The sequence below is a fragment of the Microbacterium sp. STN6 genome (assembly GCF_026410545.1).
Lineage (GTDB): Bacteria > Actinomycetota > Actinomycetes > Actinomycetales > Microbacteriaceae > Root112D2.
Map to the genome: position 1 here is coordinate 107,160 of NZ_JAPMIT010000004.1, position 13,111 is coordinate 120,270.

At 71.4% G+C, this 13,111-nt stretch carries 11 protein-coding genes; 5 read left to right on the forward strand and 6 right to left on the reverse strand.

Annotated features, from left to right (window positions below):
- The first annotated feature begins 345 nt into the window (after positions 1-345).
- On the forward strand, positions 346-1,686 hold the full coding sequence (locus tag OSC27_RS12685) for an APC family permease (RefSeq protein WP_267181840.1): 1,341 nt from the start codon (positions 346-348) through the stop codon (positions 1,684-1,686).
- Between the two features lie 132 nt (positions 1,687-1,818).
- On the opposite strand, the gene OSC27_RS12690 is transcribed toward OSC27_RS12685, so the two are convergent.
- Entirely contained in the window at positions 1,819-2,571 is a 753-nt protein-coding gene (locus tag OSC27_RS12690; protein ID WP_267181841.1) for an alpha/beta hydrolase, read from the reverse strand.
- 189 nt (positions 2,572-2,760) lie between these two features.
- Between OSC27_RS12690 and OSC27_RS12695 the strand changes: the two genes are divergently transcribed.
- Both OSC27_RS12695 and OSC27_RS12700 read left to right on the forward strand, forming a co-directional pair.
- Entirely contained in the window at positions 2,761-3,372 is a 612-nt protein-coding gene (locus tag OSC27_RS12695) for an NUDIX hydrolase family protein (protein WP_267181842.1), read from the forward strand.
- A gap of 113 nt (positions 3,373-3,485) precedes the next feature.
- The gene (locus OSC27_RS12700; protein WP_267181843.1) at positions 3,486-3,683 is read left to right on the forward strand and encodes a hypothetical protein; all 198 of its coding nucleotides are present in this window, start codon (positions 3,486-3,488) and stop codon (positions 3,681-3,683) included.
- A 3-nt stretch (positions 3,684-3,686) separates the two neighbouring features.
- On the opposite strand, the gene OSC27_RS12705 is transcribed toward OSC27_RS12700, so the two are convergent.
- Together OSC27_RS12705 and pip are read right to left on the reverse strand one after the other, a co-directional pair.
- The gene (locus OSC27_RS12705; protein ID WP_267181844.1) at positions 3,687-5,384 is read right to left on the reverse strand and encodes a RecQ family ATP-dependent DNA helicase; all 1,698 of its coding nucleotides are present in this window, start codon (positions 5,382-5,384) and stop codon (positions 3,687-3,689) included.
- A gap of 253 nt (positions 5,385-5,637) precedes the next feature.
- Positions 5,638-6,591 carry a prolyl aminopeptidase gene (gene pip / locus OSC27_RS12710; protein WP_267181845.1) on the reverse strand — a complete coding sequence of 318 codons (954 nt, stop codon included), beginning with the start codon at positions 6,589-6,591 and terminating at the stop codon, positions 5,638-5,640.
- Between the two features lie 91 nt (positions 6,592-6,682).
- On the opposite strand from pip, the gene OSC27_RS12715 reads away from it, so the two are divergent.
- A complete protein-coding gene (locus tag OSC27_RS12715) occupies positions 6,683-7,492 on the forward strand; it encodes an HAD family hydrolase (RefSeq protein WP_267181846.1) in 810 nt (269 codons plus the stop codon).
- A gap of 6 nt (positions 7,493-7,498) precedes the next feature.
- Here OSC27_RS12715 and OSC27_RS12720 read toward each other — a convergent pair whose 3' ends face one another.
- The 3 genes from OSC27_RS12720 to OSC27_RS12730 form a co-directional block, all read right to left on the reverse strand.
- Positions 7,499-8,671, reverse strand: coding sequence for a glycosyltransferase family 2 protein (locus tag OSC27_RS12720; RefSeq protein ID WP_267181847.1), 1,173 nt, complete (start codon positions 8,669-8,671; stop codon positions 7,499-7,501).
- Positions 8,668-10,224: a D-glycero-beta-D-manno-heptose 1-phosphate adenylyltransferase gene (gene rfaE2, locus OSC27_RS12725; RefSeq protein WP_416348860.1), complete on the reverse strand. Its 1,557-nt coding sequence runs from the start codon at positions 10,222-10,224 to the stop codon at positions 8,668-8,670. Before rfaE2 ends, OSC27_RS12720 begins: the two co-directional genes overlap by 4 nt.
- A gap of 145 nt (positions 10,225-10,369) precedes the next feature.
- A complete protein-coding gene (locus OSC27_RS12730; protein WP_267181848.1) occupies positions 10,370-11,761 on the reverse strand; it encodes an aldehyde dehydrogenase family protein in 1,392 nt (463 codons plus the stop codon).
- A 282-nt stretch (positions 11,762-12,043) separates the two neighbouring features.
- Here OSC27_RS12730 and OSC27_RS12735 point away from each other — a divergent pair, with 282 nt between their 5' ends.
- Entirely contained in the window at positions 12,044-13,027 is a 984-nt protein-coding gene (locus tag OSC27_RS12735) for a hypothetical protein (protein WP_267181849.1), read from the forward strand.
- Positions 13,028-13,111 lie beyond the last annotated feature (84 nt).

Below are 13,111 nucleotides of genomic sequence, written 5' to 3' on the forward strand. Positions count from 1 at the left end.
CGCCCGACGCGGTCGCTGCGTGCGGTCGCCCGGTGCCCGGCGACAGCTGACCGACGCGCGGGCCGGGCCACCGGCATCCGCAGCTCTGAGTGTCGGTGGCCGAGCTGATCTTGTGTCAGTACTCAGGAAGAATCGCGCGACACGCCGCGTCGAGCGCTTGGTGATCGGCGTGTCGTGCGATTCCTCCTGAAAAGGTGCACGTGCGGCTCGGGCAGGCACAGCGACCAGCCCCGGCGCAGGCCCTTGCCATATGGCCGCCTGCGCAACCCCCTTGCCATATGGCCGCCCGCGCATATTGTGCAGGCAGAGGATGCCGCGGCGAGCACGCCGCGCGGAAAGGCCACCATGACCACCGAGACCACACCCGCCGAGCCGGCCTCGAAACTGAGGCAGGGAATCACGGGGCCGCTGCTGTTCCTGTTCATCCTCGGCGATGTGCTCGGCGCCGGCATCTACGCGCTCATGGGCGTGCTCTCGAAGCAGGTGGGCGGGGTGCTGTGGGCGCCGCTGGTGCTCGCGCTCATCCTTGCGCTCTTCACGGCCGGTTCATATGCCGAGCTCGTGACCAAGTACCCGAAGGCGGGCGGTGCAGCTGTGTTCGCCGAGCGAGCATATCGGTCGCCGATCATCGCGTTCCTGGTCGGCTTCTGCATGCTCGCCGCCGGCGTGACGAGCGCGGCAGGGCTTTCGCTCGCCTTCGCCGGGGACTACCTCGCCACCTTCATCGACGTGCCTTCGGTGCCGGCCGCCATCATCTTTTTGGCGCTCGTCGGCTGCCTGAACGCGCGGGGCATCAAGGAGTCGGTGAAGAGCAACGTGGTCATGACGGTTATCGAGGTCGGCGGCCTCGTGATCGTGGTGGTCGTCGTCGCGCTCATGATGGGTGGCGGTGGCGGCGACGTGTCGCGCATCGGGCACTTCCCGACCGATTCGGTGCCGGCGCTGGCCGTTCTCGGCGCTGCCATTGTGGCGTACTACTCGTTCGTCGGCTTCGAGACGTCCGCGAACGTCGCCGAGGAGGTGCGCAACCCGACGCGTGTGTACCCGAGAGCGCTGTTCGGGGCGCTCATCACCGCGGGCATCGTGTACGTGCTCGTCGGCCTCGCGAGCGCGATCGCGCTGCCCGCTGGCGCGCTCTCGGATTCGAGCGGACCGCTTCTGGCCGTCGTTTCAGCGAGCGGCGTGGCCGTGCCCGACTGGGTGTTCAGCCTGATCGCGCTGATCGCCGTGGCCAACGGCGCCCTGCTCACCATGATTATGTCGAGCCGGCTGGCGTTCGGCATGGCCGAGCACGGCCTGCTGCCGTCGGTGCTCGGGCGCGTGCTGCCGAGACGCAAGACGCCGTGGGTCGCGATCGTCGCGACCACCATCGTGGCGATGATCCTCACGACGCTCGCCGACCTGCAGACCTTGGCCGAGACCGTCGTGCTCCTCCTGCTCTTCGTGTTCATCAGCACGAACGTCGCCGTGCTCGTGCTGCGGCGCGACCGCGTGGAACACAAGCACTTCAGGGTCTGGACCGTCGTGCCCGTGCTTGGCACAGCATCCTGCATTCTGTTGCTCACCCAGCAGAGCGGCAGGGTGTGGCTCTTCGGGGCGATCCTCGTGGCGTGCGGGGCGGTGCTGTACCTGCTCGCGCGGTTCGTGGGCCGACGGCGCCGGCGCCGGATGGGTGCGGGTCGTTGAACAGGAGAAATCGGGCGACGCGCCCTCCGGCACGCGCATCCAAGCCGCGTGTCGCCCACTTCTTCCTGATGAAGCGCAGGCTTTGGGGCGAGGGGACCCGCGCACTCGCTCGCGCGGGTTCGGCACTGCTTCTCAGCCCAGGTGCACCCGCAGAAACGCTGCGACGTCGGTGAGCTCCTGCGGCGAGACCGCGTGCCCCAGCCCCTCGTAGATGCGCGCGTCGAGGTCGGCGTGCTTCGGCAGCCACGCGTCGGTGCGGGCGATCGCATCGTGCGGGATAACCTCGTCGTCGGTCCCTCTCCCCCAGAAGACCGGCGGATGCCGCCTCGCCAGCTCGTCGTCGCCCTCGGCCGCGCCCTCGACCACGAACCCCGAAAGGTTCACGGCGCACGCGAAGCGGCCGGGCGCGTGCCGCATCAGCTGCAGCGCCATCGCGCCGCCCTGCGAGAACCCGAGCAGCCCCACCCGCGGCGCGGGGCCCGTGCCGCCCGCACTCGACCCGACTTGGCCTGACCCACCGGGCTCCGCGCCGCCTGAGCCCGCGGGCGCAACGCCGTCGAGCCAGGTGAGCATGGCGGCGACGGCGGCATCCGCTATCTCGGCTCTGGGGTTCCCCGGCGGGTTGACCGCAGGCTCGCCCCCGCGCGGGAACCACGCGTGCCCGCCTGCCTCGGCAATCGGCGCGCGCACCGAGGCGATCGCCGGCCCGAGCGGCAGGTACGGGGAGAGCCCGAACAGGTCACCCTCGTGCGAGCCGTACCCGTGCATGAGCACGAGCAGCGGTCTCCCCGCACGGTCGCGCTCGTTGGCCGACCACAGCACCGCCTCGCCGGCAATACGCAGAGCGGATGCCGCAGGCTCGCCCCGCTCGTCCTCGTTCGCCATGCCGCGCCTCCCTGGGGTTCGTGGTTGCGGCCGTGAGTGGTTGCCGCAGCGCGTGGTTGCCGCCGTTCGCGGCACCCCCTCCATCCTGCCCTGCCCGCGTTCGTGAGAGGTCACAAGTCGCCCTCATCCGCACCGATAAGGGCGCGGTGTGACCGCTCGGCTTGCCGGGCGCATCCGTATGATCAAGGAATGACCGTGCGCACGCCCGACCCCGACCCCGAGGAGGGGCGCGACCCCGACGACCGCCCCGACCCCGACGACCTGCCCGGCGTCGTTCCGCCGGTAGGGCCGGGCTGGCTCAGCGACATCGAGCTCGAGCAGGTGCGCGAGCGCATGCCGATCCTCTACGTCGAGGCGGTGCCCGTGCAGGTCGACGGGCTCGGGCGCGTCGTCTCGGTCGGTGTGCTGCTGCGCGCGACCCCCATGGGCGAGATGACGCGCACGCTCGTCTCGGGCCGCGTGCTGTACGGCGAGACGCTGCGCGACGCGCTCTTCCGCCACCTCGAGAAGGACCTCGGGCCCATGGCGTTCCCGCAGCTGCCCGCCTCGCCCGTGCCGTTCCATGTCGCGGAGTACTTCCCGATGCCCGGTGTTTCTGCCTTCACGGATGACCGGCAGCACGCCGTCGCCCTCGCCTACGTCGTGCCCGTCACCGGCACCTGCGATCCCCGGCAGGATGCGCTCGAGCTCACGTGGATGACGCCCCTGGAAGCGGCTTCCGATCAGGTGGCGGCCGAGATGGAAGGCGGCCGCGGGTCGCTGCTGCGGGCGGCACTTGCGGCGGTCGGCGTGCTGCCGTAAGAGGACAGGCGGCCGAGTAGCGCCCTGCGACCCACCCAATCTCCATCACGCGACGGAACCCTCTCCATCGCTCTGGGGAGTCGGGCCTCCCCGCCGTCGGCAAGGCTTAATGGATGAAGAAGCCGCTGCTCGTGCTGCTCATGATCGTCGTGCTCGTCGGGGTGGCCTATTTGCTCGTTCGCGCGGGAGCCAACGTCGCCGCGCTCATCTCGGTGGGCACGTGCGCCGCCATCGCGATCACCGCCGACGCGGGCAAGGGTTCGCTCGTGCGACGCCGAGGCAGGCATGACTGCCCAGACCGCGACGAGTGAGCCTCACGCCTCCTCGAGCAACCCGCGCTCGGCGATGTCGGCGCGCGACAGCACCTTGTACCCCTCCGACTCGAAGAACACCGTGATCCTGTCCTCCTCGGCGCGCATCACCACACCCTCGCCCCACTCGGAATGCCGCACGGCCGTGTCGAGCGCGAACGGGTCCCGGCGCGCCGCGGGCGCGGCGGCATCCGCCTCATAAGCACTGCCGGAGGTGCACGTGTCGCAATTGCCGCAGGGTTCGTCGAGTTCCTCGCCGAAGTAGCCGAGCAGGAACTGCCTGCGGCACTGCCCGGTCTCGGCGTAGCCGCGCATCATCGCGATGCGGGAGCGGTCGATGCGCTCGCGTGCCTCGACGGCCTCGCTTGCCCGCTCGGCGGCATCCTCTGGCGTCACGGATGCCGCGGCGACAACCCCGCGCCTGCCGCTGCTGACCACCCGCGCCTGCTGCAGCGGGTTGAGCAGCCCGGTCGTCTTGCGCGTGGAGAGATCGAGCCGGCGGGCCAACTCGGCGACGCGAAGCGGCCCGTCGGCGGAGCGCAACGCCTCGAACAGCCGCCGCAGCTCGCCGGCGTCGGGTGTGCTCGAAGCGAAGAAGGTGCGCAGGCCCAGATCCTCTGCGCGATAGTGCAGCGCGGCCAGCGCCTCATCGCCGTCGCGCCCGGCCCGGCCGATCTCCTGGTAGTAGCTCTCGAGCGAGTCGGTCACCGACGTGTGCACCACGAAGCGCACGTTCGGCTTGTCGATGCCCATGCCGAACGCGCTGGTCGCCACCACGACCTCGAGCTCGTCGGCCAGGAACCGCTCGTGCGTCTCGCGCCGCTCGCTCGCCTTCAGCCCGGCGTGGTAGGCCGCTGCCGTCACGCCCTCCGCGCTCAGCACGTCGGCGTATTCGGTGGTCTCGCGGCGCGTCGCCACGTAAAGCAGGCCGGGCTTCGGCAGGTCGCGCACCTGCTCGACGATAGCCTGCCGCTTGCGCTCGGGCTCGGCGTGCCGCCTCACCTCCAGTCGGATGTTCGGCCGGTCGAACCCCCGGGTCAAGACCAGCGGATGCCGCATCCCGAGCCGTTCGACGATCTCGTCCCGTACAGGCGGCGACCCCGTCGCGGTCAGCGCCACCGTCGTCGGGTGACCCAGCCGGGCGATCACGTCGCCCAGGCGCAGGTAGTCGGGGCGGAAGTCGTGGCCCCAGGCGGAGACGCAATGCGCCTCGTCGACGACGAACAGGCGCACGTTCATGCCGCGCAAACGCTCGACGACCTCGTCCTTGGCCAGCTGCTCGGGGGCGAGGAAGAGGAACTCGGCGTCGTCGTCGTCGACGGCGTCCCAGGCTCGCTCGTTTGCGCCATCGGACTGGCTCGAGTTCACGGCGACCGCCTCCGGCGCGTCGTCGGCATCCTCGATGCCCGACACCTGGTCGGACTGCAGCGCGATGAGCGGCGAGACGACCACGGTCGGGCCCTCGACGAGCAGCGCCGCGACCTGGTAGATCGCCGACTTCCCGTAGCCGGTCGGCATGACGGCGAGCACGTCGGTGCCGTCGACGAGGGCCTCGATGGCCTCGCGCTGACCGGCGCGCAGGCGCTCCCAGCCGAAGCGGTCGCGGGCGGCGCTGAGCGCGTCGCGCGTGTGCTGTTGTCGTGCCGCAGCGCGCCCGCTCGTCGTGTTCTGCGTGCTGCCTGGCGTCTGTTCCCTGCCCACTCCCTGAGGTTAGGTCGGGCGGCCCGATATCGCCCGTGCTGCGGACCCCTGCTGCTGCCTGCTGCTGCCCGCTCGCTGCTGCCCCGCCTGCTGCTGCCCGCTCGCCGCAGCCGGCTCGCTGCCCCGAGCCCCTGTCATCGCTCCCCGCCGCTGCGCTTCAGCAGGAAGAATCGGCCGACACCCCGCTCCAGGCTCCGATTCCACCAGCGCGTCGCCCAATTCCTCCTGATCAGGACTCGCACCAGAGAGCGCGTCATCCTCGGTGCGTGCCCCCAGTTGCAAAGCCCGCGATCGCGTCTTTCACTTCGCGGTAGATCGAGCCACCGAAGTGGCCCTCGTCGTCGACGACGATCAGTCTGCTGGCCGGCCACTCTCGGTGCAGCTCCCACGGCACGGAGAGCGTGGAGCTGACGTCGAGGCGACCGTGAACCAGCACCGCCGGGATGTGCGCGATACGCCCCATGCCCCCGAGAATCCCGGGTGGTTCTATGAAGGCGGCATGCTTCCAGTAGTGGATGACAAGCGTGGCCAGCAGCAGTCGCTGCTGCGGGTCGTCGTAGCGGGAGTCGTGAGTGTGCGCGTTCTCGAGCGACACGTGCACGTCTTCCCACGCGCACCATGCCCGCGCTGCCGCCTCGCGCACGGCCGGATCGGGGTCGGTGATCCTGCCGTAGTACGCATCGATGAGGCTCTCACCTTCACGAGCGCCGGACTCGCGCGCGAAGTCGTCCCACTCGCGTGGAAAGAGCCGTCGCATGTCCTGCGTGATCCACTCCACCTCGGCGCTGCTCGTGCTGGTCACGGCGCCGAGCACCATCTCGGTGACGCGCTCGGGGTGGGCCTGCGCGTATGCGAGGGCGAGGGTGGCGCCCCACGACAGTCCAACCACGAGCCAGGAGCCGACCGCGACGTGCTCGCGCAGCGCTTCGATGTCGCGAATGAGAGCCTGCGTGGTGTTGGCGGGAAGGCCGGCCGGGTCGTCACTGGCGAGCGGCCGGCTGCGCCCGCATCCGCGCTGATCGAGCGAGACGACAAGGTAGTCGTTCGCTTCGAAGTAGGTGCGATGGTGCGTGCCGATGCCCGAACCGGGCCCGCCGTGCAAAAACAGCGCGGGCTTGCCGTCGGGGTTTCCCCAGCACTCCCAGTAGATCTCGTTGTCGTGCTCGACGGCGAGCAGGCCGTGCGCGAAGGGTTCGGCAGGAGACATCCGCTCAGCTTATGACGCTGTTTGGGTCCCATAGTCGAGCTCGAGGTCCCGTGGCCCGCGCACAACTCCTGCTTCATGTCACTCTGGGGGCATGCCGAGACCGCCCGCCGCCGTGCTGTTCGACCTCTACGACACCCTCGTGAGCGTCCCAGCGGATGCGCGGCTGCAGCACCAGCGCCAGCTCGCCTCCCGACTCCGCCTGCCCGTAGAGCGGTTCCTCGCCCTGTGGCAGGAGTCGAGCCCAGCCAGCAACCTCGGCACGCTCGGTTCGACCGCCGACCGGGTGCGCTGGGTCATGGAGCGCGGCGCCCGCGACGCCGAGCGTGGGCTTTCGCGACGAACGAGGGTGGTGGAACACGCGCTCTCGTCGCGAACACCCACGTTCGCCGAGGGGCGGAGTGGGCGTGAGGGTGAACTCGCGCTCGCCGGGGAGCCGGGTGAGTCGGGTGGAGCAGAGGGCGCCCTGGCCGCCGAACTCGCCGACCTCGAGCACGGCTTCCTCGCCCAGGCCACGCGGCCCGTCGACGGCGTTCCCTCCCTACTGCGGGAGCTGCGCGAGCGCGGCATCCGCACCTGGATTCTCAGCAACTGCTCCCCGAGCGTCGTGCACACCCTCGCCGCCGCCCGCATCGAACACCTCGTCGACGGCATGACGCTCTCCTGCGATGTCGGGCTCGCCAAACCCGACCCGGCGATCTACCGCCACGCCCTCGATCAGCTTGGCGTCGACCCACACGACGCGGCCTACGTCGCAGACGGCGTCGGCGGCGAATTGGATGCGGCGCGCAGGCTCGGCCTGCGCGCCATCCGCGTGACGTGGTCGAATCCATGCGGGGCCGCGCCGACAGGAACGCCCGTGGCGGGCAGTGCGCAGGAGTTGCGGGAGCTGCTGGGGTTGTGAGGGGCCTCAACCCGCGTCGCGGGTGCCGAACACCACGTCGCGGGCCTCGATGCGGCGGTCCTCCACCGTCGTCGGCGATTCCAGGTGCACGGCGCCGCTCGGCAAGATGCCCGCGCCGCCGAAGCGCTCCATGACGCGCCACTCGGCGGCGACATCCTCGCCCGCGTGCACCGGCGGCAGCTGCGGCCAGAAGTCGAAGCCGCCGCACTCCACGAGCGCCGAGCGCCGATACAGCACGCACGCCCCCACCCACGCCACCCGGTACGCGAGCCAGCCGTCGCGCGGCACCGGGTTCTCCGCGGCCACGTGAGCGAGGTTCGCCGCCATGTGCAGGGCGGCGCGTTCGATCTCGGGCGCATCCGATCGCAGGCGTTCGGGCAGCACCGGTCCCGCCCACCTCTCGAACGCCGTGCGCTGGTGCGGCCGGTCATCGTCGAGGTACGAGAGTCCAACCGGCGCGCTCCCGACGAAGCCGCAGCCGAGCTCGCCGAGCGCGTCGAGCATGCGCGCCATGGTGCCAGGCTCCAGCCAGATGTCGTCGTCGAGAAACAGCACGAACTCGGCGCTCGACTGCTCGAGCAGGAACTGCCGCTGCTCCGCCAGCCCGCGTCGCGGCAGGTGCCGCAGCACCCGAGTGGGCCTGCCCTGCGCCTCGAGCACCCGCAGCATCGCCTGAACCGACGGGGCGGATGCGACCCCTCCCGCACTCCCGCCCTCGTCGTCGGCCTCCCCGCCTGCGTTGCCGCCCTCGACCAGCCCCGCACTCCGGCCCTCGTTGTCGGCCTCCGTCTGGTCGCTCACGATCACCCGGAACGGCGGGTCGTCCTGCGCGGCGAGCCCGGCGAGGGTGACCGCGAGTTCGGCGATGCGCCCGGCGGTCGGGATGAGCACGTCGACGGCTGGGCCAGCATTCGCGACGGTGGCGGCGGCCCCCGAGACGGTGGCGGCGGCCCCCGCGACGGTGGCGCCGGCATTCGCGACGGTGGCGGCGGCCCCCGCGACGGTGGCGCCGGCACCCGCGACAGTGGCGCCGGCATCCGCTGTCCTGGGCGTCTGGGCCGAATCGGCCGCACCCGGCGGCTCGCCCGCGCCCAGCCCACTCAGACCGCCCAGCCCACTCAGCCCCCCCAGCACGCTCGCCCCCCACTCGCCCGACCAGCGGCGCGACGGCTCACTCACGCCGACCCCATGGCACGCGAAGGCTCGGCGAACGGGCCGGGTTCCCCATCGACCTGCGCCTCGCGCCCCACATCGCCGCGGATCTTGCGCACGACCGCGGTCGTCGAGTGCGACGGCAGGTACTCGAGAATGCGCACCTGGCCGCCGTGCCGGCGCACCACCTCGGCCTCGGGCAGGTCATCGGCGCTGTAGTCGCCGCCCTTGGCGTAAATGTCGGGCCGCACCCGCTCGAGCAGCGGCACGGGCGTGTCCGTGTCGAACACGGTCACATAGTCGACGCACGAGAGGGCCGCGAGCACGCTCGCGCGGTCGCTCGCCGGGTTGATCGGGCGGCTTGAGCCCTTCAGCCGGCGCACGCAGTCGTCGCTGTTGATGGCGACGACGAGAACGTCGCCGAGCCGCTTCGCCTGATTGAGGCAAGCCGTGTGGCCGCGGTGCAGCACGTCGAAGCAGCCGTTCGTGAAGACGATGCGGCGGCCGTTCGCGCGCTCCTGCTCCAGCTGACGCACCAGCTCGTCATGCTCGAGCGCGCTGTCGGCGAACTCCGCGAGCCGGCCGACGAGGTCGCCCGTGGAACACACGGACGTGCCGAATCGCTCGACCACAACATCCGCCGCCGACTGCGCGAGATCGACGCTCGTCGTCAGTGGCAGGCCGCACGCCCGCCCGAGCGTGACGGCGGCCACGAACGTGTCGCCCGCGCCCGACGCCTGCTTGTCTGCGGCAGGCCGCGCCCAGGTTCGGTGCAGGATGCCGCCCGGCCCCAGCAGCACCGTTCCGTCGCGGTCGAGCGTGACCACGGCGTTCGCCGCGCCCGTCGCCTCAAGCAGGTCTGCGGCGCGGGCGCCGACCGTCTCGGTGCGGTCAGACTCGCGCTCGAGCCCGCAGCCGAGCAGCCGCGCGGTCTCCTCGGTGTTCGGCGTCACGAGATCGGGGCGCAGCGGCGCCCAGGGCACCGGGTCGTGGGCGTCGACGATGGTGAAGCCCGGGCGCTCGCGCTGCGACAGCAGTGCCTCGCGCACCGGGCCCACGAGCGTGCCGGTTCCGTAGTCGCAGATCACCTGCGCGGCGGCACCGTGAGCCGCCCGCGCTGCCTCGTGCGCGAGCGCGCTGAGCGCATCCGCGGGAAAAGCGCCGTGCTGGCCGTCGTCGAGCCGCACCATCACCTGGTCGCCCACCACAATGCGCGTCTTGGTCACGGTGGTGACCTCGGGGTGCAGCACGAGAGAGTCGACGTTCACCCCAGCGGATGCGAGCAGGTCGCGCAGTCGGCGGCCCGCGTCGTCGTCTCCTGCCAGACCGACGAAGCGCACGCGCGCGCCGAGCGCCGCGAGGTTCATGGCGGTGTTGGCCGCGCCACCCGGCACATACTGCCGGGCGTCGAGCGCGACGATGGGCGCCGGAGCCTCCCGCGCCATGCGGTTGCTGGTGCCCCGCCACCAGCCGTCGAGCATGGGATCGCCGACCACCGTGACGCGCGGCGAGAGATGCCGCATGGTGAGCGGCAGGTCGGGCGTGAGCGCCTGGTGCGAGGAGAGAATGGTCTTCGTCATCGGTTGGTCCTTCCGTGTCGCCGCGACCGGTTGTGTCGTCTGGCCGTCTGGCCGTCGGGCCGTCGGGCCGTCTGGCCGTCTGGCCGTGTGGCTCTGGTTCGTCTGGCCGTCTGGCTCTGGCTTGTCTGGCGCTGGCTCGCCTGCCTCAGGCCGGCAGCCCGAGGTGCACGACCTTGGTCGTCGTCATCTCGTCGAGCAGCCGCGGGCCGTAGCCGTAGCCGGAACCGCTGTCGCGCCGGGGCTCTGCCGAACCGCCCGGTGCGCCGCCGAATACGTCGTTGATCTTCACCGTGCCGAACGGCAGCTCGGAAGCGGCCCTCTGCGCGTTCTCCATCGACGAGGTCAGCACGGTCGCGGCGAGCCCGTAGCGGTCGCGCCCGGCGAGCTCGAGCGCCTCGTCGAAGCCGCCGACGACCTGAACGGGCGCGACCGGCCCGAACGTCTCCTCTGTCATGACCGGCATGCCGGGCGCGCACTCCGTGAGCACGGTCGCGGGGTAGTACGAGCCTGCGCCGTCGGGAACGTAGGCCCCGGCGCGTACCTGAGCGCCCTGGCCGACGGATGCGCTCACCTGGCGATGCACCGCCTCACGAAGGCGGCGATCGACGAGCGGTCCAAGCTCTCCCGTCTCTTCGCGGTGCCGGGCCTCGGCGACGAGGGCGAGCACGAATGGGTCGGCCACGCGCTCGTGCACGTAGATGCGCTCCACCGAGGTACACAGCTGGCCCGCGTTGGCGAAGGCGCCGAGCGCGGCCTGCTCTGCGGCCCAGACGGGATCGACGCCCTGGTCGACGACGAGCGGATCGTTGCCGCCGTTCTCGCGGATCACGTGGGCCCCGGTCAGCGCGGCCGCCCGAGCGATGCGTTCGCCGGTTCGGGTGGAGCCGACGTGCGCGATCACATCGACGCCCGGCTGTTCGACGAGCAGGTTGCCGACGGCCGAGCCGCCCATCGCCGTCTGCACCACGTCGGCGGGGAACGCCTCGGCGAGCACCTCGCCGAGCAGGCTGCCGAGGTGCGGGCACCGCTCGCTCGGCTTGTGGATGACGGTGTTGCCGCTCACGACGGCCGCGCCGATGAGCCCGGCGGCCACGGCGACCGGGTCGTTCCACGGGGTGAGCACGAGTACCACGCCACGCGGCTCCGGCACGCTGTAGTCGGTGGCGTCGACCGGGCCCCGCAGGCTCTCGCCTCGGTGCAGCGGGCCGAGCTCGGCGTACTGCAGCAGGGTCTGCACCGCGGCGTTCACGCCCTCGAGCGCCTGATCCTGCGGGCGGCCCGTCTCGCGCGTGTTCATGCGGGCCAAGGCGGGCGCGCGGTCGGCCACGAGCGAGGCCGCGTGGCGCAGCATGGCGCCGCGTTCGCCGGGCGGCACTCGCGACCACCACGCGAACGCGTCGCTCGCGCGGCCGACCAGGGGCGGAATGTCCAGCGGCGTGAGGCTCTCGATCGCGCCGACGGGGCTGCCGTCGCGCGGATCGACGATCGTCATGGGCGCGTCGTGCGCGTCCGTCCCCATCAGATGGATGAGCGACATGCGTCCTCCCTCAGCTCACGTGACCTGTGCTCTGCAGAGGCAGTACCCGCTTGCGGCGATCTCTACACCTGCCCGCGCCCGACCTCCTCCGACTGAGCGCGTCGCACCCGCCCGCGCGAACGAAAACGACGGTGTTGCTGTCAAAAACGGCGGAAGACTGCGCGGCTGCGCACATCCGCTCACCTTTCTCCGTCGTTTTCGTTCGTGGCCCTAGACTGTGCCGGTGTCACGGATGCCGGCGGTTGCGCGGGCAGCCGAATGGAACCTGCGCGGAGGCTGAACTTGACGGAATCGATTGAGACGCAGGCGCCGCAGGCGGCGGGCGACGGAGACGGTGGCGCGGCCCCGCGTCGGCTGAGCGCGTGGGCCTGGCTCGGCATCGGCGCGGCGTCTGCGGTCGTCGGGCTGCTGCCATGGCTGGTCACCGGGATGCGGCTGCCGATCCAGAATCTGTGGAACACCGATCCGCTCGCTGCGCCAGCGCCCCTCGTGCTGCTGCCGTTCAGCCAGTACGAGATCACCCTCATCGCAGCCCTCGTCGTGGTGGGCGCGGCGGCGGCAGGGATCGTCGCACGGGCGACGCGGGCGCGGCAGGGCAGGCGAAGCGTCGTCGCGATTCTGTGCGGCGTGCTCGCGGTGCAGTTGTTCGCGCTGGCACAGACCGCGACCGTTGTTGCGAGCGGGCTGCAGAACCGTGTCGAGTCGGCGCTGTATCTCGTGGTGATCGTCGTCGGTATCGTTCTGGCAATCGCGGTCGGGGCGTTGGTGCTCTGGCTGGTGGCGCGTGCACCGCGGGCGGGCGCGCTGGTGGGCATGAGCCTGGTGTCGGTTCTCGTGGCGCCGTGGCTGAGCGGGTTCATCTCGCCGATCAACGCGATCCCTGGAACGGGGCTTGCGGGTGTGACCTGGCTGGTCGACCTGGTGCGATTCGTGCCGGCGATTCTCGTCGGGGCGGCCATCGCGTGGTGCGGCATCGGACGCATCGGGCGCGTGATCGCCGCCGTTGTTGCCCTGCTGCTTCTGTGGACCGGTCCCGCCCTACTCACCGGCGCCAGCGCGGCGGTCGGCAGCAGGGTGCTCGGCCCGCGCCCTGCCGACATGGTCGACTTCGCGTCGCGCGTCATCGTGCTTGCGCTGACGACGCCGTCGGTTGCGCTCCCGCCGATCCTCGTCGCCGTGGCCGTGGCGGCGATCGGCCTCGTCGTGCGCCGCGAGGCCCGCAGACGACGCGCCCTCGCCGACGACCGCGCGGCGACCGTGCGCTGAGCCGGCCGTAGCGCCACCGAACTGAGCCAGCCGTAGCGCCACGGTGCGCTGAGCCGGCCGTAGCGCCACCGCGAACGAAAACGA